Genomic DNA, 18,003 nt, shown 5'->3' on the forward strand with positions numbered 1-18,003 from the left:
GCTCAGCCGTAGACGGACCTGTAGTAGCGGGCGGCGCCGGGGTGCAGGGGGACGATGCCGGTGCCGATGGCGTAGCGCTTGTCCAGGAGGCCGCCCGGCGCTGAGGGGGCCTGCAGGCGGTCGCGGGCGCTGAAGAGCGTCTCGGTGACGGTGTAGGCGACGTCGTCGGACAGGGCCTGGCGGCAGACCAGGTAGCTGGGCGTGCCGACGGTGGGGACCGGTTTCGCGGCTCCGTACGCGCCCGCGGGGACGGAGGCATGCTCATAGACCGGCCCGTAGATGCGGCGTAGCACCGGCACCAGCGGTTCGAGCGGGACCAGCTCGATGTCGTCGAGCGAGGAGAGCGCGGGGGTCGGCACGCCGCCCGACCAGAAGAACGCGTCGATCGCGCGGTCGTCGAGCGCCCTGATCGACATGTCCAGGCCCAGCCGGACGACGGCGTGATCGCGCACGCCCGCGGCGTCGAGCACCCGCTCGGCGGTCACGGCCGTGCCGGACCCCTCCGCGCCGATGGAGACCTTCCGGCCGGTCAGGTCCTTGGCCGCCGAGATGGCCGAACCCGCGCGCACTACCAGGTGGACGTAGTTCATGTACATCCTGGCCAGCGCGGCGACGGGCTGGTGGCGCACGCGTACGGCGTCGTCGGCGCTGTCCGCGAGCGAGAACCCGAGATCCGCCCGGCCGTCGGTGAGCATGGTGAGATTCTGGACGCTGGCCGCGGTCTCGATCACCTCGACGGTGAACCCGTCGTGCCGTAACTCGGCCGCGAACCGATCGCCGAGCGCCCCGTACGGCCCACCGGCCAACCCGGTCGCCAGCCGCAGCGAGCGTTGCTCCGAGGCGGTGACCGAGCAGCCCGCAGCGTTCAGCGCGGCGAGCGCGAGAAAGACACGGCGGGACATCGGCACAGGGTCACGTTATCGAATCAAGCAGAATGGACAATGTGACCGAACGGGACGCACACCTCCGAATCTCCGCCGACCTGATGATGTTCCTGCCCGCGAGCCGGCGCCGCGAGCGCCACCGGATCGCCATCGGCGGCAGCTCGACCCTGGGCCACCACGTGGAGTCGGCCGGCATCCCGCTGACGGAGGTCGGGCCGATGACCGTCGACGGCCGCGGCGTCGGCCCCTCCTACCAGCCCGCGGCCGGCGACCTCATCGAGGTACGCCCGGTGCCCAGACCTCAGCCCCTGCCCCGCGAGCCCCGCTTCCTGCTGGACGTGCACCTGGGCACGCTCGCGCGACGGCTGCGCCTGCTCGGCCTGGACACGGCCTACCACAACGACATGGACGACCCGGCGCTGGTCGTGCAGGCCAACGAGGAGCGCCGGGTGCTGCTCACCCAGGACCGCGGTCTGCTGCGCCGCCGCGCGCTGTGGCTCGGCGCGTACGTGCGCGGCTCCCGCCCCCACGACCAGCTGCGCGACCTGCTCGAACGCTTCACACCGCCGCTGCGCCCGTGGACGAGGTGCACGGCCTGCAACGGGGAGCTGGCGCCAGTGGAGAAGCGGGAGGTGCTGCCGGTTCTGGAGGCGGGCACCCGGCACGCCTTCGACGCGTACGGGCGGTGCCAGGAGTGCGGGCACGTGTACTGGCACGGCGCTCACAGCGACCACCTGGAGGAGATCGTGGCGACGGCACGGCAGTGGGCGGCTACGGGGTGATGCAGGGTCGATTGGGTCGCTCAGTCGGTGGCTTTGGGGTGTCCGGTGCCCGCGTAGGTGATCCAGGCGGTGGCGCGGCTCGGTCCCCGCGCTTGGGGCTCACTCGCTCACCTGGGGCATGGGGACGGGGCCGAGGGTCGCCTTCCGGTTCTCGGGTGAGGATGGCCAGCAGGGCAGGGTCCGCGTAGATCTCCGCGCTGTGCCGCCACTGGGCCAGTAGGAGCGCGATCGGGGCGAGGTTGTCCAGGGCCACCGCGCCGCGTGCCGTGTCCACCAGCTCGGTGAGGAACGTGTCCACGTCTTCGGCGGGCAGGAAGGTGCTCCACGGCAGAGCCTCGGGCAGGGCTTGGCGCAGGGCCTCGATGTTTTCGGTGCGGACCAGCCCGGCGAGCAGGCGTGAGGTGAAGTCCACAACTGTGGCGTCCCGCTCCATCTGGTCGACCCGCATCAGGGCGAGGTCCCCGGCGTCGCGCCGCCGCAGCCGCAGCGCCCGGACGGCGTCGAGCCTCCGCGTGGTCGCGGCCGGGTGGTGAAGCAGTTCGCTGAAGGGCACGTCCTCGTAGGCCTCGGCCATGACATCCACAGTAGCTCGGATGTTGGCTGGGCAATGGAGGAAACGCAAGGCACGCCCGCAGATTGGTCTGGTCCTCGACGGTGACGGCAATACCCCCGGGCCTCGGCGTACTCCCGCGGACCTCAACAGTGGGCTACCGGCTGACGCAGGGGGTCGAACGGCTCGATCTCGGGCAGATACCGCCGCCAGTCGGCCGCCCTCAGCGTGCCGCCCGCTCGGCGGCAGACCTCAGCCAGCGCCCGGTCACCGTCGAGCGCGAACCGCTTGACCGCCCCTTCCTGGGTGGCGGCGTAGAGCATCCGCCCGTCCCGGCTGAAGGCGATCGACGCGTCCGCCGAATCTCTCTGCCGGTCCAGCCCGTCGTACACAACTCCCAGGTACCCGCGACTGGCAGCGTCCCAGAGTCGGATCCGGTCGTCGGAGCCGTAGGTGGCGATCGTGCTCCCGTCAGGCGACCAGACGGGGTCGCGCCGCAGCGCAACCAGCGGGCTGTGATTAGACGGTGAAGCCAATGTCACAAGAGTCAGAGAAGGTCATGGACGGCCAGCTCCGGTGTAATTAGACGCGCACCATGGATCGGACAAAGAGTGTACGGCCACTTGAGTCCCAGTGTGGCCGGCATCGATTAATTTATTTCCTCCTATGTATATGCCGACGTAGGAGGCATCGGCAAAGAAAACAAGATCCCCTGGCTGCAAGTCGGATCGCGCGACTCTTTTAGTAGAATCATACTGAGCACCCTCCGTACGTGGCAGTGATACGCCGCCAGCAGCCCAGGCCTTAAGCGTCAAACCGGAATTATCGAAACACGAGGGCCCTGTTCCGGGATAGCAGTAGGGTTTGCCTAGCTGATTTGTAGCGTACTGCACGGCCGCGCTTGCGCTATAGGCCATCACCCCGCGAGCTTCAACCGGAGCGATGGAAGCAACTGCCGCCTGCGAAGGAACGGTCAGCGCTGCTAACAATGCACCAACAAAATAGGCGGAACGAACACCGTTGAATCGCATATACGCTCTCCTCTCCCGAAGTGAACAATAAAGCAGCTTTACCCCCACCACACGAAGGCGGCGATTGATGCACCGATTAATTCGGCGGCACCCGACCCCCGCTCCTCGCGATCAGTTTCGAGGGATCGAACGCTACTGTAATTAAAGAATCACACCAATGCGAGAGCGGTCAAGATGCCACTTGTGTGGCAATACCCTAACGGAGAGTGCATATTCACCTAGTGCGCAGGCCGTAGGGTTACGATCGCGATGTGACCGTCTGTTACTTTGACCAATCGGGTGGAAACTGATATGCCTTCAGTTATCCGGCTGGAGAAGATGTTCTCGCGAGGAGCTGATAGCGCGAGCTGCTCTGACTCAGTCCATCTCAAGCGGCCGTTCTTCCTGAATAACAAGGTAGACGAATGGTTCAAGTCCTCCCGGGACCGCCGCTGCTCCCGTGAACGAGGCGTATGGCTTGGAATGGCGAGCTGGTACTGGCACGGCGTGTACGGGCATCTGGAGGAGATTGTGGCGACGGCCCAGCAGCGGGCTACAGGTTGACGCAGGGGTCGAACCTGTCAGATTCCGGCAGGTAGCGCTGCCATTCCCGGTCGGTCAGCGACCGGCCGACGCGGCGGCAGACCTCGGCCGCCACCTTGCCGCCGTCGAGCGCGAACGTCCGTACAACGCCGTCGGGCATGGCACTGTAGAGCGTGCCGCCGTCGGCGCTGAAGGCCAACGACCCCCGGCCCAGCGGGGTCGTCTTCTGGCCGTCGAAAACCAGGCCCAAGGGCAGCCTGCTGGGCACGTCCCAGAGCCTGACCCGGTCGCCGACCTCGTACGTGGCGATGGTACGGCTGTCAGGCGACCAGGTGATCTCGTCGATCTCGCTGTCCGGCACGGCGGGGAACGCGGCGACGGGCGCCTTCAGGTTCGCGTCCCACAAGGTCATCCTGTCCGGCCCGGAGAAGGCGACGAACCTGCCGTCTGGGCTGAAGGCGTGGGTGCCGTCCAACCGGCCGAACCCCTCAGCGATGGGCAGCGGGGCAGCGGTGACGGGGTCTATGGGTGCCGAGCCGCCCAGGAGCAGCCTGCCGTCGGGACGGAAGGCGAGCGTGCGGAATGAGGGCACGGAGGCGCGGGTGACGGTCTCCTTCGCCAGGTCCCACAGCTCGATGGGCCCAGGGGTGCCGTCGGACTTGACGGGGGCGGCGGCCAGCGTGCGACCGTCGGGGCTGAAGGCCAACTCGTCCACGCCCGCGACCTTCAACGTGCCGAGCACGCGGCCCGAGCGCGGGTCGACGATCCGGGTACCGGTCTCGTCGCCGACGGCCAGCCGCCCGCCGTCCCGGCTGAAGGCCAGCGCGGGGTCACGGCCGATGACGCCTACGGCCGGCCCGAGCGGTCGCTTGGTCGCCACATCCCACAGTTGGGCCTCCCCGGGCTTCGTGACCGCAACCGTGCGCCCGCCCGGGCCGAGGAGCGCCTGCCCTTCCGGTGTCCCCTGGGTGATCGGGGCATCGAACAGCATGGACACGTCGAGTGTGTTGACCACTCCGCCGTCCGACAGATAGCGCAGGGCTCGGTCCGCTCCGTCGAAGTGGAGGTCAATGACGTCTGCGGGCAGACTCCGCTGCAGGACAGTGTCCCACCCGTGACGCCGCCAGACCCTGAGCGGCTGCATCCTGGTCCATGCCGCGACGTAGCGATCGCCGAATCCGATGGCGACGCTCGTACCCGCCGCCTCGCTGAAGTCTCCGCCGATCGTTGCTCCGCCTGGGATGGTCCACGCCCGCATGCGGGTCTTGCCCTGCTCGGGGAGGTTCTCGGTGACCGCGAGGGTGCGCCCGTCGTCGCTGAAACTCGCGTTCAGCGTGTACTCCTTGGCCGGGAGCCAAGGCATGGGCAGGCGCCGGCCAGTGCGCAGGTCCCAGAGTTCGGACTTGCCCCGCCCGCCGGTGGACACCAGGCCGTAGTGGCGCCCTGAGTCCACCGCGTCAAGGCTCGCCCCGGATCCGGTCGTAAGTCTCCTGCGCGTGGTCACGTCCCACCAGTGCTCGACAGCGGGGCCCTCGGACACCGACAGCAGACGACCGGTGCGGTCGAAGGCGACCGTGCCCGCGTCCCCTGCGGGCACCCCGAACGTGCCGCCGATCGCCGTGCTCGCATTGACGTCCCACAGCCGCACGCCCTTGTCGTCCTGCGTTGCGAGCATCCGCCCATCGGGGCTGAGCGCGGCCTTGCGCACGGTCGCCCCCACACCGGAGAACTCGCGGAGCAGCCTGTGCGTGCGCACGTCCCAGAGCCGTACCCTGCCCCCTTGGACCGCCGCCAGTGTGCGTCCGGTGTCGTCGAGGCCGTAAACACTGTCCAGGCCCGCGTACGGGTCGGTGAAGACACCGCTCACGGGCCTGGACAGCGACTCGTATAGCGCGCCGCGCGTCTCCGGCAGGCCGGGGCTCAGCCGCCAGCCCGCCACGGTCAGCAGCCGCGCCAGGGGCGGGTCGCTCTCCCGCAGGTCGGCGGCTTCCAACGCGAGCGACTTGGCCAGCGCGTCGTCACGCTGCCTGCCGGACTGCCTGCGCAGGTACTCGGCCGTCCCCAAGCCGCCCAGAGCCGCCACCAGCAGTACGGCCAGCGCCGCCGCGAGCAGCCCGCGCCTCCTTGACTGGCTCCTGGTCTGCTTGGCCGCCGCGTCGAGGAACTCGCGTTCCCTCCTGGCCAGTGTGAGGTCCTTGCGTTCGGCGGCGGCCCACTGGAGCGTCCGGTCGAGGCTGGAGCCGTGCAGCAGGTCGCCGGGTTTCCGGCCGTGACCGTCCCAGAGGCCGGCCGCCTCGACCAGGCGCCGGTGCACCGGCAGCCCCTCGCGGTTGTCGGCCACCCAGGTCCGCAGCCGGGGCCACGCCTGGATCAGGGCGGGCTTGGCCAGCTCGTACGTGGTGCCGGTGCTCGTTACCAGGCCCGCCGCCTCGAAGAAGGCGAGCAGGGCGGACACGGCCTCGGTCTCGGGCAGCTCCTCGCGGGTCACCGGCCTGAGCGAGCCGTCGCCGTCGAGCATGCGCAGCAGCACCTCGGGGACGGCCGCGCGCTCGGCCTCGGACAGCTCGTCGTACAGCTCCTCGGCGATCGCGCCCAGGTCGGGCTCGGCCGGACTCCTGAGCGGGCTGGCCAGCGCCCCGCCACGAGAAAGCGGATCGCCGTCGGCGCCGATCAGGTCCAGCAGGGCCGCGCGCGCCGAGGGCCGCGCGGCCGGGTCCTTCGTGAGCGCGCTCGCCACGAGCCGTCCGAGCGGGTCGGCCAGGTCGGCCGTGTCGGGCCGGAAGTCCATGACCTCGCCGATGACCGCGACCGGCTCGCGTACCTCGATCGCGTCCTCGCCCCGGGCGGCGAACAGCACCACCAGCCCCCACGCCCACAGGTCCGCCGCGGCCGTCGCGCCCCGCCCGGCCAGGACCTCCGGCGCCATGTAGTTGGGCGTGCCCATGACCGGGCCGGTGGTCGTCGGCCCGGCCTCGCGGGCCACGCCGAAGTCGATCACCCGGGGACCGTCGGGCCCGAGGATGATGTTGTCGGGCTTGAGGTCGCGGTGCACGACGCCGGCCTGGTGGATGGCCGTCAGCGCGGTGGCCACCCCGATCGCCAGGCGCCGCAGCGTGTCGCCCTCGTAGGGGCCGTGCTCGGCGATCACCTGCCGCAGGTTGGGGCCGGGCACGAACTCACTGACGATGTACGGCTCGGCCACCTCGATGATTCTGGCCGTGCAGAACGAGGCCACCCGCGCGGCCGCCGCCGCCTCCCTGGCCAGTCTGGCCCGCGACTCGGGATCATCGAACCTGGGCACCTTGACGGCGACGCGCTCCCCCTCCTCGCCGTACGCCTCATAGACGACGCCCTGGCCACCGGCGCCCAGCCGCCCGGCGAGCCAATAGCGGCCCAACCGGTGCGGGTCTGAGGGAGTCAAAGGGATCATCAAGTGTGTAATTGTGGTCGAGTTCGCTCTGCTGAGGAAGGCCGCGTGGAATTTCGCATCATGGGACCGCTGGAAGTGCTCGACGGCGACGACGACCGCACACCGAGCGCGCCCAAGCACCGCGACCTGCTGGCGATGTTCGTGCTCAACGCGCGCCGCCCGCTCACCGTGGGACGGCTGCGCACGCTGCTGTGGCCGCGCGAGGGCGGCGACCGGTCCGACTCCCTGGTCCGGGGCTATGTCGGGCAGCTGCGCCAGCTCATCGGCAAGGACGTGATCACCACGGTGTCCGGCACGTACACGCTGGCCATCGGTGCGGAACAGCTCGACGTCGACCGTTTCAGGTCGCTGGTGGAGCGGGGCTCGTACCAGGAGGCGCTGGCCCTGTGGCGCGGACCGGCGCTCGAGGACCTCGACCCCGACGGGGACCGCTGGGTGGAGACGCGGCGGCTGCGCGAGGAACTGGAGGAGCTGCGGCTGTTCGCCCTGGAACGCCGGGTGCAGCTCGACCTCGACGCCGGCCGCCACCGCGAGCTGCTGTCGGAGCTGCGGCGGCTGGCCGGGCAGCATCCGCTCTGGCAGCGCTTCCGCGGCCAGTACATGCTCGCGCTCTACCGGAGCGGGCGGCGGGCGGAGGCCCTCGACGCGTACGCGGCGTTACGTGAGGCGCTCGACGACGGCCACGCGATCGAGCCCGACTCCGACCTGCAGCTGCTCTATCACCGCATGCTGCACGACGACGTGTCACTGCACGTCTCGGCGGGGCCGCCGGTGCTGCTGCCGCACGACGTGACCGGGTTCACCGGCCGCGCCGACCTCCTCGATCTGGTGGTAGGCGGGCAGGTCGTCGTCCACGGGCAGGCGGGCGCGGGCAAGTCGGCGCTGGCCGTGCACGCCGCCTGGCGGGAACGCGAACGCTTCCCCGACGGGATCCTGTACGCCGACCTGCGCGAGACGACGGCGCCCGCGGCGGTGCTCGAGGACTTCCTGCGCTGGCTGGGCTGCCCGGCCCAGGCCGTCCCCGCCTCACTGGACGGACGAGAGCGACTTTTCCGTACGTACGCGGCCAACCGCCGGCTGCTGGTGCTGCTGGACAACGCGTCGGCCGAGAGCCAGGTGCGGCCGCTGCTGACGTCCTGCCCCACGGTCATCACCAGCCGATCCTCCCTCGGCGGCCTGTCCGGCGCGACCCGCGTGTCCGTGGGCGTGCTCGGCGAGGAGGACGCGCTCGACCTGCTCGTCCGCACCTCCGGCCGGGTGGCCGACGAGGCGCTGGGCAGGCTGGCCAGATTCTGCGGCGGGCTGCCGATCGCGCTGCGCATCGCCGGGTCCCGGCTGGCCGCCCGGCCGGGCTGGACCGTCGACTACCTGGTCGGCCTGCTGGAGGACGAGCACGAGCGGCTCGACGGGCTGCGCTCCGGCGACCAGGCCGTACGCAGCGTGCTCGCCATCGGCTACGACGGCCTGCCCGACCCCGCCAAGGCCACGCTGCGCGGGCTCGGCGCGCTGTCGGCGCCGGACTTCGCGGACTGGGTGGCGGAGCTGTTCGGCGGGCAGGCCGAGGCGCTGGTCGACGCCGGGCTGCTGGAGACGCACGTGGTCGACGTGGCCGGGCAGGTGCGCTACCGGCTGCACGACCTGACCCGCCTGTTCGCCCGCGAGCAGGAAAGTCAGGGCGCGCTCGTACGGCTGATGGACGTGGTCCTGGCCAGGGTACGGTCCTCGCGCTTCTCGCTGGTCTCCGGCGATCCGGGCACGCTCGTGGCGACCAGGGACATCAGGGAGTCGGTCGAGTGGCTCGCCGCCGAGCGGGCCTTCCTGGTCAGCCTGGTCTCCGACCTCCATCAGGCCGGCCTCGACGACGGCTGCCGGCGGCTCGCCCACCTGCTCGGGCCCTACCTCGAACGCCACCGTTTCCTCGACGACTGGCGCCACGTCACGGCGGCGGCGCTGGAGTCGGCGCGGCGCGCGGGCGACGCCATGGGCGAGGCGCTGATCCTGCGTGACCTGGGCGACCTGCACCTGGCCGAACGGGAGTGGGACCTGGCGCACGACCGGCTCAGGCTGGCGCTCGGCATGTTCCTGCGCGAGGGACGCACCCGCGACGTGAACCAGACCAGGCGGCGCCTCGGCCGCGTCCACCTCGAACGCGACCGGCTGCCCGAGGCCGAGCGCGCCCTGCTCGGCTGCCTGAAGGCGGCGGAGAACGATCGCGACGCCGCCGAAGCGCTACGCGTGCTGGGCGTGGTCCTGCACCGCGCGGGCCGCCTCGACGAGGCCGCGGACCGCCTCCGGTCCGCCGCCGCCCACCTCGACGCGCTCGGCGACCGCTACCGGCAGGCCGACACGCTCCTGGATCTTTCCTCGGTACGGCTGGCCCAGCACGCGGTCCCCGACGCCAGGACGGCCGCCGAGACGGCCAGAGGGATCGCCGTACGGCTCGGCGACCAGCTGCTCGACGCGTACGCCCTGCTGGCCCTGGCCCGGGTGAACCAGGCGGAGGGCGCGGCGGAGCGGGCCAGGGAGCTGGCGGGGTCGGCGCTGGCGGTCTTCGAGGCGCTGGAGGACGATCTGGGCCGCTCCCAAGCGCTGCCCATGGTGGGGTGAAACATGGCGGGCTGAGACGGGTGGGCCGACCGGAAACCGGCTCGACATCGCCTGGCAACATCGCGGAAACGGCCGGTTCCTAAGGTCCGGCCATGCGGCTTACCCCACACGAGCAGGAGCGCCTGCTCATCCACGTCGCCGCCGGAGTGGCGCGGCAGCGTCAGGCCAGAGGCCTGCGCCTCAACCACCCAGAGGCCACCGCGATCATCGCGTCGTTCCTGATGGAGGGGGCCAGGGACGGGCGGACCGTGGCCGATCTGATGGACGCCGGACGCTCGGTGCTCGGGCGGGACGACGTCATGGAGGGGGTGCCCGAGATGCTGGACTCTGTCCAGATCGAGGCGACCTTCCCCGACGGCACCAAGCTGGTCACCGTGCATCGGCCGATCCCATGACCACTGATGAAGCCGACCCCGTGGCCACTGACGAAGCCACTGACGCAGCCTCTGACGCGGCCGATCCCGTGACCGTTGACGCGGCCTTTGACGCGGCCGATCTCGTGACCACTGACGAGGCCGATCTCGTGACCGTTGAGGCGGCCTCTGACGCGGCCGGTCTCATGACCACTGACGAGACCGATCACCGCGCGGTCGCCCAGCGCCAGGACGAGCCGCTGATTCCGGGCGAATATCGGCACCCCGCCGACGACATCTCCCTCAATCCGGGACGGCCGAGGGTGACGGTCCGGGTCGTCAACACCGCCGACCGGCCGGTCCAGGTCGGCTCGCACTACCACTTCGCCGCCGCCAACCCCGGGCTGACCTTCGACCGCGCCGCCGCCTGGGGGATGCGGCTCGACGTGCCCGCGGGCACCGCGATCAGGTTCGAGCCGGGTGTCGAGCGCGACGTGACCCTGGTGCCGATCGCCGGGCGCCGCGTGGTGCCCGGCCTGCGACCGGAATGGGCGGGCCCCCTCGATGGCTGACATCTCCCGTGCTCGATACGCCGCCCTGTACGGCCCCACCAAGGGTGACCGCATCAGGCTGGCCGACACCGACCTGTTCGTGGAGGTCACCGAGGACCTGTCCGTGGGCCCGGCGGGGGCCGGGGACGAGGCGGTGTTCGGCGGCGGCAAGGTGATCCGCGAGTCGATGGGCCAGGCCAGGACGACCCGGGCCGAGGGCGCGCCCGACCTGGTCATCACCGGTGCGGTGATCCTCGACCACTGGGGCGTGGTCAAGGCCGACGTCGGCGTCACCGACGGCCGGATCTCCGCCATCGGCAAGGCCGGCAATCCGGACACCATGGACGGGGTCGACATCGTCATCGGCCCGTCCACGGAGATCCTCAGCGGCAACGGCAAGATCCTCACCGCGGGCGCCGTCGACTCCCACGTACACCTCATCTGCCCGCAGATCCTCGAGGAGGCGATCGGCGCGGGCGTCACCACGATCGTCGGCGGCGGCACCGGGCCGGTCGAGGGCACCAAGGCCACCACGGTCACCGGCACCTGGTACCTCTCCAGGATGCTGGAGTCGCTCGACTCCTACCCGCTCAACTTCGCGCTGCTCGGCAAGGGCAACACGGTCAGCGCCGAGGGCCTGGTCGAACAGCTCGAAGCGGGCGCCTCGGGGTTCAAGCTGCACGAGGACTGGGGCTCCACGCCGGCCGCGATCGACGCCTGCCTGACCGTGGCCGACGCGCACGGCGTACAGGTGACGATCCACACCGACACGCTCAACGAGGCCGGGTTCGTCGAATCGACGCTGGCCGCCATCGGCGACCGGATGATCCACGCCTACCACACGGAAGGGGCGGGGGGCGGGCACGCGCCCGACATCATCAGGATGGCGTCGTTCGCCAACGTCCTGCCCTCCTCCACGAACCCCACCAGGCCCCACACCATCAACACCCTCGACGAACACCTCGACATGCTGATGGTCTGCCACCACCTGAACCCGTCGATCCCCGAGGACCTGGCCTTCGCCGAGTCCCGCATCCGGCCCTCCACGATGGCCGCCGAGGACGTCCTGCACGACCTGGGGGCGATCTCGATGATCGGCTCCGACTCGCAGGCGATGGGCCGCGTCGGCGAGACGATCATCCGTACCTGGCAGACGGCGCACGTCATGAAGCGCCGCCGCGGCGCTCTGGGCGGCCCCGCGGACAACCTCCGCGCCCGCCGCTACATCGCGAAATATACGATCTGCCCGGCCATCGCCCACGGCCTCGACGCCGAACTCGGCTCCGTCGAACGCGGCAAGCTCGCCGACCTCGTCCTCTGGGACCCGGCGTTCTTCGGCGTCAAGCCCACGCTGGTGCTCAAGGGCGGCGTGGTGGCCTGGGCCCAGATGGGCGACGCGAACGCCTCCATCCCCACACCTCAGCCGGTGCTGCCCCGCCCGATGTTCGGCGCCGCCCCGGCCACGGCCGCCGCCACCTCATTGCACTTCGTCTCACCCCTCGCCCTCGACGCGGGCCTCGCCGACCGCCTCGCGGTGCGCCGCCGCCTGGTCCCCGTGGCGGACGTACGGGGGCGGGGCAAGGACGCCATGCCGCTCAACGACGCGCTGCCCCGGATCGACGTGGCCCCGGACACGTTCGAGGTACGCGTGGACGGCGACCTGATCGAACCCGCGCCCGCCGAGACACTCCCGATGACCCAGCGCTACTTCCTGTTCTGATGGCCATGAACCCCGCACTCCTGCTCCTCACGGACTCCCGCCTCCCGGCCGGGGGCCACGCCCACTCTGGCGGCACCGAACAGGCGATCGCCACGGGGGCGGTCCACGACCTGACCTCCCTGGCCGCCTTCCTGAGAGGCCGCCTGCACACCTCCGGGCACGTCGCCGCCGCCCTCGCCGCAGCGGCCTGCGCCTTGGGTGAGGAGATCTCGCGTACGGAGGGTTCCGCACGGACTCGGCCGGAGACACCGGGCGAGTCGCCGACCCAGTCAGAGGCGCTGGGCAGGTCGCGGGCCCAGCCGGAAGCGCTCAGCGCGTTGTGGATCCTCCTTGACGCGGAGGCCGACGCCCGAACCGCCTCCCCGGCCCAGCGGGCCGCCTCCAGGACCCAGGGCAGACTCCTCCTGCGGGTGGCCTGCCGCCTGTGGCCGTCGCCCACGCTCGACGACCTGACGGCCGGACCGAATCCTGGTCATTCCGTCGTGCTCGACGACCTGGCGCTGGCCGTACCGAATCCCCACCACCCCATCGCGCTCGGCGCGGCGGCGCACGCGGCGGGAGGGTCGCCCGAGGACGCCGCCCTGGCGGCGGCCTACCACGCGATCACCGGCCCGGCCACGGCGGCGGTCCGCCTGCTCGGCCTGGACCCGGTAGCGGTCCACGGCCTGCTCGCCGACCTGGCCCCGGACCTTGCCGCCACTGCCTCTGACACCACCCCGTCCGCCCTCACCGCCACCACTGCTTCTGACACCACCGCATCCGACCTCACCGCCGCCGCTTCTGATGCCACGCGGTACGGCCGGCTCTGGGCCGAGCTGCCCGCCCGGTCCGCCCCCGCGCTGGACCTGCTGGCCGAGCGGCACGCGGGGGCCAAGGTCAGACTGTTCGTCTCCTAGGAAGGACACGCCATGGGCGCCAATCACGACGACCATCACCACGCGCCCGCCCACCACGGCAGAGCGCTCCGCCTCGGAGTGGGCGGGCCGGTGGGCAGCGGCAAAACGGCCCTGGTCGCCGCCCTGTGCCGCGCGCTCGGCGGCTCCCTGCGGCTGGGTGTGGTGACCAACGACATCTACACGACCGAGGACGCCGACTTCCTGCGCCGGGCCGGGGTACTCGACCAGGAACGCATCCTCGCCGTCGAGACCGGCTGCTGCCCCCACACCGCCATCCGCGACGACATCGCCGCGAACCTCGACGCCGTGGAGACCCTGGAGGACCGGTTCGGCCCGCTGGACCTGGTGATCGTGGAGAGCGGCGGGGACAACCTGACGGCGACGTTCAGCCGTGGGCTGGCCGACCGGCAGATCTTCGTCCTGGACGTGTCGGGTGGCGACAAGGTCCCCCGCAAAGGCGGTCCGGGAGTGACCTCCGCCGACCTGCTGGTGATCAACAAAACGGACCTGGCACCGCTGGTGGACGCCGACCTGGACGTGATGGCCCACGACGCGGCGGCGGTACGCGGCGACAAACCCGTCCTGTTCACCTCGATCCGACGGGACCCCTCGGCGTCGTCCGTGGCGGCCTGGGTCTCCGAACAGGCCTTTTCCTGGCCCCACGAGCCCGTCTCAGCGGCATGAAGGCCGTCGCCCTGTGACTGGCACCGGCTTGCCAGAGACAGCGTCAGAGACCTCCTCAGACGCTCAGGAGAGCACGTCGGCGAACACCCTCGCGGCCGCCGGGCAGCAAGCGACGCAGGCTCCAGCCGACGTCAGGCAGCAGGCCCAGACGAACGTCAGGCGGGCGACGCAGGATCGGGCGGCCGTCGGGCGGCGGGCGATGCGGGCTCGGGCGGCCGTCGCGACCTCCCTGGCCGGTGGCCGGACGGTCATCAGCGGGCTGAGCTCGGCACCGCCCCTGACGTTGCGGCAGACGGGTCCACAGGCCGTGCACCTGGTCTCCACGGCGGCCGGTCCGCTCGGTGGCGACCGGCTCGAACTCGACCTCGACCTCGCACCCGGCACCAGCCTCGAGGTCGGCTCGGTGGCCGCCACGCTGGTGCTGCCCGGAGACGGCGAGTCCGTCATGGTGATCTCCGCGCACGTCGGGGCGGGCGCGACACTCCGCTTCGCGCCGCAGCCGACGGTGCTCGCCGCCGGATGCGCCCACCGCCTCGTGGTACGTCTGACGCTGGCGGCGGGCGCGCGGGTGTTCTGGCGCGAGGAGATCGTCTTCGGCCGGTACGGCGAGGCACCGGGCCGCTGCCACGCACGCTTCGACGCCACGTACGACGGCCGCCCCTTGCTCAGGCAGGAGTACACGGTCGGCGACCCGGCCATCGACGCCTCCCCCGCCGTCTACGGCGACGCCCGTTGTGTCGGCACCACCCTGATCACCCCGCCCCAGATCATCCCGCCCCTGACCGCCGCTCCATCCCTGTCCACCCCGTCCCTGACCACCGCCCCGTCAGAAGCCACCCCAGAGGCCGTGGTCGCGGAAGGGGTGGCTGTGTTGCCGCTGGCCGGACCAGGTGTGCTGGTGTCCGCCCTGGCCGCCGACGCCGTCGCGTTGCGCCGGCGTCTGGAGTGGGGCGAGAGTGTGGCCCTCGGTAACCTGGCCGGGGCAGCGCGCCCCACCTAAGGTGATCGGGTGGCCGACTCTCTCTCACCGAGCCCCGCGAAGCCCAAGGCACGGCGCGGCTACGCGTTCGTCATCGCGGTGGCGGGGGCGCTGCTGGTGTTCTGCGCGTTCCTGCCGTGGACGGGGATCGAGGCCAGGCTCGGTGCCATCGGCGGCGTGTCCAACGACATACGGGGCATCGACGACAGTCTCGGCGTGTACGCGCTCATCGCGGGGGTCGCCACGCTGGCGCTCGGGGTTGCGGGCGTGTTCGGGCGGCCCAGGGTTGCCGCGCTGGCCGTCATTCCGGGGGCGGTGGCGACGATCGTGCTGGTGATGTTCGTGGTCGATCCGCCCGGTGTGGGCAACGGGGTCTCCGTCGATCTCGGGTTCCTGTCGATCGAGCCGGGGATCCGTTACGGCTGGTTCGCCGCACTGGCCTGCGCCCTCACCGCGGTCGCCCTCGCCGTCCTGTCGCTAATCCGCGGCCGTCAGTCGTAAAAGGCCCGTGGGCCGCGAAAAGCTCGTGGATCGCGAAAGGGCCCGTGGCGTCCGTCGCGAAAGGGTCTGTCAGTCGTAGAAGCCCAGGCGGCGCAGCTGCTTGGGGTCGCGCTGCCAGTCCTTGGCCACGCTGATCCGCAGATCGAGATAGACCCGGGTGCCCAGCAGCCCCTCGATCTGGGCGCGTGCCCGCGTCCCGACGTCGCGCAGGCGTTCGCCCTTGTGGCCGATCACGATCGCCTTCTGCGACGGCCGTTCGACGAACATGTGCGCGTAGATGTCGAGCAGATCATCCCGCCCTTCGCGGGGCATCATCTCGTCGACCACCACGGCGATCGAGTGCGGCAGCTCGTCGCGGACCCCTTCCAGCGCCGCCTCCCTGATCAGCTCCCCCACCAGCACCTGCTCGGGCTCGTCGGTGAGCTGCCCGCCCGGGTAGAGCGGCGGCGACTCCGGCAGGTGCTCGATCAGCACCTCGGCCAGCACGTCGAGCTGGTCACCCGACTGCGCCGACACCGGGACGATCGCCGCGAACTCCGCCACCTGCGACAGCGCCAGAAGCTGCTGCGCGATCTGCTCCTTGGAGGCCAGGTCGCACTTGGTGACCACGGCGACGACCGGCGTCTTCTTCACGGCCGAGAGCTTGTCGGCGATGAAGCGGTCGCCCTTGCCGATGGGCTCGTTGGCGGGGACGCAGAAGCCGATCACGTCGACCTCGGTCAGCGTGGACAGCACGAGGCTGTCGAGCCGCTCGCCGAGCAGGGTGCGGGGGCGGTGCAGGCCGGGTGTGTCGACGATGACGATCTGGGCCTCGGGCCGGTGCACGATGCCCCTGATGACGCGCCGGGTCGTCTGCGGCTTGGACGAGGTGATCGCCACTTTCTGGCCGACCAGGGCGTTCATCAGCGTGGACTTGCCGACGTTCGGCCTCCCAACGAAGCAGGCGAATCCGGCGCGATGGCTGTCTGGCGAAGTCACATAGTGCATTGTGGCCTATCAAACGCCCTGTTGACGCCACCAGGCAAACGCCTCGGGCAGCACCAACGGCATCCAGGTGGTCGTGGTCAGGCCGGCGATCTCCGGCTCGGTCGCCCATCTGGCGTCGGTGATCTCCTCGCCGTCGGGGGTGGGCGTGCCCGACTCGATGACGCAGCCGTACACGGCGATGACGTACGCGCACTGGTGCCCGTTGGGGTAGACGGTGCGGAATTCGGGCCCGCCGTACACACCGATCAGGCCGCGCGGCGCGACGTCTATGCGGAGTTCTTCCTGGAGCTCTCTGACCAGGGCGTCCTCGGGGCGTTCGTCGGGGTCGACGCCGCCGCCGGGTGCGGCCCAGAGACCCACGTCGCCGTGACACGCCATGAGTGCCCTGCCCGCGGAGTCGAACACGAAGCCGCAGACCGACGGAAGCATCAGCAGATCGGAACCGACCTTGGCCCGCACCCCGGCCAAATGCGGTGAAATGGCCACGTCAGCCCCTCAGCGTGCCGTCGGGCCGGGCCACCAGCAGCGCCTTGACGCCCAGCTCGGCGGCCACCGCCTCGTCCTCGGCGCTCGGCCCGTCGCCCGCCGTGACCAGCGCCGCCGCCTCCAGCGTCTGCGCGCCGCTGGAGACGGCCGTGGCGACCGCCACCTGCACCGCGGAGAGCGTGAGGGAGGAGAGCGCGACGTTCGTGGCGGAGTAGGTGCGCCCGGTCTCATCGCGTACGGCGGCGCCTTCGGCCGAGCCGTTGCGCGCCCTGGCCGCCCGCGCGAGCGTAATGATCTTGCTGTCTTCTGGATCGAGAGTCACGAACTCTAGGTTAGGCGCTGACCATCCCCACAGGTTAAGCACTGACCATCCCCACGGCGGCGCTGAGCACCTGCCGGGTACGCTCCGGGTCCACCTTGGCGATACCCGTGTGCACGACGGACACCAGCGTGTCACCCGAGCGGGCGAGCATCACGTCCAGCGCGTACGGGTAGCCGTTCAGCCGTCCGCGCAGCTCCGCGCCCACCACCTCGTCGCCCACGTCCTCGACCGGCAGCATCGTCAGCCGCAACCGGGTGCCGCCGCCCGCCCGCACCGCCCGGCACGCCTCCAGCGCCTCGGTCAGCTCCTCGATGCGCCCTTCCGCCTCCGAGCCCGCGTAGCGCGCCAGGCCCACCCCGGCCACCTCGCCCAGCTCGTCCCCCTCGAAGCTGGCCGCCGCCTGCGCCGTCAGCGCCAGTGCGGGCGCCCGCCCCGCGGCCGGATCCAGCGCGGCCCGGCAGTTGTGGTCCGCCGCCGCGAACGGGACCCGCCACGGCTCCTCGGACCGGGCGGAGAAGCCGTCGGGCAGCTGCGGATCCTTGTTCAGCACCTCGCGCAGCCGGGCCATGGCCTGGACGTCGACGTAACTCTTGGCCGGCCCGCCGCCGCATCCGGCGAGCAGCCCACCCATGATGGCCAGGACGATGATCCCGCGTTCCATGATTCCCCCCGGTTCGCAACGTCCCCGGGCGACGAATACGGCAATCCACCAGAGTCA

General features: G+C 71.1%; 18 protein-coding genes. 9 read left to right on the forward strand and 9 right to left on the reverse strand.

What is annotated here, in order from left to right; all coding sequences use genetic code 11:
- Positions 1 to 2: 2 nt before the first annotated feature.
- The gene (locus ACQP2T_RS45375; RefSeq protein WP_433511041.1) at positions 3 to 902 is read right to left on the reverse strand and encodes a TAXI family TRAP transporter solute-binding subunit; all 900 of its coding nucleotides are present in this window, start codon (positions 900 to 902) and stop codon (positions 3 to 5) included.
- Positions 903 to 934: 32 nt separating this feature from the next.
- Between ACQP2T_RS45375 and ACQP2T_RS45380 the strand changes: the two genes are divergently transcribed.
- Positions 935 to 1,666 (forward strand): Mut7-C RNAse domain-containing protein, encoded by a 732-nt coding sequence (locus ACQP2T_RS45380; protein WP_433511042.1) that lies wholly within the window; start codon positions 935 to 937, stop codon positions 1,664 to 1,666.
- On the opposite strand, the gene ACQP2T_RS45385 is transcribed toward ACQP2T_RS45380, so the two are convergent.
- The 4 genes from ACQP2T_RS45385 to ACQP2T_RS45400 all read right to left on the reverse strand — a co-directional run bounded on the left by ACQP2T_RS45385 (position 1,656) and on the right by ACQP2T_RS45400 (position 7,199).
- On the reverse strand, positions 1,656 to 2,240 hold the full coding sequence (locus tag ACQP2T_RS45385; protein WP_433511043.1) for a hypothetical protein: 585 nt from the start codon (positions 2,238 to 2,240) through the stop codon (positions 1,656 to 1,658). The genes ACQP2T_RS45380 and ACQP2T_RS45385 overlap by 11 nt on opposite strands.
- A gap of 122 nt (positions 2,241 to 2,362) precedes the next feature.
- Positions 2,363 to 2,752 (reverse strand): WD40 repeat domain-containing protein, encoded by a 390-nt coding sequence (locus tag ACQP2T_RS45390; protein WP_433511044.1) that lies wholly within the window; start codon positions 2,750 to 2,752, stop codon positions 2,363 to 2,365.
- A gap of 21 nt (positions 2,753 to 2,773) precedes the next feature.
- On the reverse strand, positions 2,774 to 3,247 hold the full coding sequence (locus tag ACQP2T_RS45395; protein WP_433511045.1) for a C40 family peptidase: 474 nt from the start codon (positions 3,245 to 3,247) through the stop codon (positions 2,774 to 2,776).
- Positions 3,248 to 3,779: 532 nt separating this feature from the next.
- The gene (locus tag ACQP2T_RS45400) at positions 3,780 to 7,199 is read right to left on the reverse strand and encodes a protein kinase domain-containing protein (protein ID WP_433519917.1); all 3,420 of its coding nucleotides are present in this window, start codon (positions 7,197 to 7,199) and stop codon (positions 3,780 to 3,782) included.
- A 45-nt stretch (positions 7,200 to 7,244) separates the two neighbouring features.
- Here ACQP2T_RS45400 and ACQP2T_RS45405 point away from each other — a divergent pair, with 45 nt between their 5' ends.
- The 8 genes from ACQP2T_RS45405 (at position 7,245) to ACQP2T_RS45440 (ending at position 15,490) form a co-directional block, all read left to right on the forward strand.
- Positions 7,245 to 9,806, forward strand: coding sequence for a BTAD domain-containing putative transcriptional regulator (locus tag ACQP2T_RS45405; RefSeq protein ID WP_433511046.1), 2,562 nt, complete (start codon positions 7,245 to 7,247; stop codon positions 9,804 to 9,806).
- 92 nt (positions 9,807 to 9,898) lie between these two features.
- Positions 9,899 to 10,201 carry an urease subunit gamma gene (locus ACQP2T_RS45410; RefSeq protein WP_358535578.1) on the forward strand — a complete coding sequence of 101 codons (303 nt, stop codon included), beginning with the start codon at positions 9,899 to 9,901 and terminating at the stop codon, positions 10,199 to 10,201.
- On the forward strand, positions 10,198 to 10,731 hold the full coding sequence (locus ACQP2T_RS45415) for an urease subunit beta (RefSeq protein WP_433511047.1): 534 nt from the start codon (positions 10,198 to 10,200) through the stop codon (positions 10,729 to 10,731). Before ACQP2T_RS45410 ends, ACQP2T_RS45415 begins: the two co-directional genes overlap by 4 nt.
- The gene (locus ACQP2T_RS45420) at positions 10,724 to 12,430 is read left to right on the forward strand and encodes an urease subunit alpha (protein ID WP_433511048.1); all 1,707 of its coding nucleotides are present in this window, start codon (positions 10,724 to 10,726) and stop codon (positions 12,428 to 12,430) included. Before ACQP2T_RS45415 ends, ACQP2T_RS45420 begins: the two co-directional genes overlap by 8 nt.
- Before the next feature lie 5 nt (positions 12,431 to 12,435).
- On the forward strand, positions 12,436 to 13,326 hold the full coding sequence (locus ACQP2T_RS45425) for an urease accessory protein UreF (protein ID WP_433511049.1): 891 nt from the start codon (positions 12,436 to 12,438) through the stop codon (positions 13,324 to 13,326).
- A 12-nt stretch (positions 13,327 to 13,338) separates the two neighbouring features.
- Complete coding sequence (ureG, locus tag ACQP2T_RS45430) at positions 13,339 to 14,010, forward strand: urease accessory protein UreG (RefSeq protein ID WP_433511050.1); 672 nt, start codon at positions 13,339 to 13,341, stop codon at positions 14,008 to 14,010.
- A 28-nt stretch (positions 14,011 to 14,038) separates the two neighbouring features.
- The gene (locus ACQP2T_RS45435; protein WP_433511051.1) at positions 14,039 to 15,010 is read left to right on the forward strand and encodes an urease accessory protein UreD; all 972 of its coding nucleotides are present in this window, start codon (positions 14,039 to 14,041) and stop codon (positions 15,008 to 15,010) included.
- 9 nt (positions 15,011 to 15,019) lie between these two features.
- Positions 15,020 to 15,490: a hypothetical protein gene (locus ACQP2T_RS45440; RefSeq protein WP_433511052.1), complete on the forward strand. Its 471-nt coding sequence runs from the start codon at positions 15,020 to 15,022 to the stop codon at positions 15,488 to 15,490.
- 69 nt (positions 15,491 to 15,559) lie between these two features.
- On the opposite strand, the gene era is transcribed toward ACQP2T_RS45440, so the two are convergent.
- The 4 genes from era to ACQP2T_RS45460 are packed head-to-tail and all read right to left on the reverse strand — an operon-like array spanning position 15,560 to position 17,946.
- Entirely contained in the window at positions 15,560 to 16,468 is a 909-nt protein-coding gene (gene era, locus ACQP2T_RS45445) for a GTPase Era (protein ID WP_433511053.1), read from the reverse strand.
- A gap of 18 nt (positions 16,469 to 16,486) precedes the next feature.
- A complete protein-coding gene (locus tag ACQP2T_RS45450) occupies positions 16,487 to 16,963 on the reverse strand; it encodes an NUDIX domain-containing protein (RefSeq protein ID WP_433511054.1) in 477 nt (158 codons plus the stop codon).
- 1 nt (position 16,964) lies between these two features.
- Positions 16,965 to 17,285, reverse strand: a complete 321-nt coding sequence (locus ACQP2T_RS45455; protein WP_433511055.1) for a cytidine deaminase — start codon at positions 17,283 to 17,285, stop codon at positions 16,965 to 16,967.
- A gap of 34 nt (positions 17,286 to 17,319) precedes the next feature.
- On the reverse strand, positions 17,320 to 17,946 hold the full coding sequence (locus ACQP2T_RS45460; protein ID WP_433511056.1) for a hypothetical protein: 627 nt from the start codon (positions 17,944 to 17,946) through the stop codon (positions 17,320 to 17,322).
- Between the last annotated feature and the right edge of the window lie 57 nt (positions 17,947 to 18,003).

This window comes from Nonomuraea sp. CA-143628 (genome assembly GCF_050942315.1).
Classification (GTDB): Bacteria; Actinomycetota; Actinomycetes; order Streptosporangiales; family Streptosporangiaceae; genus Nonomuraea.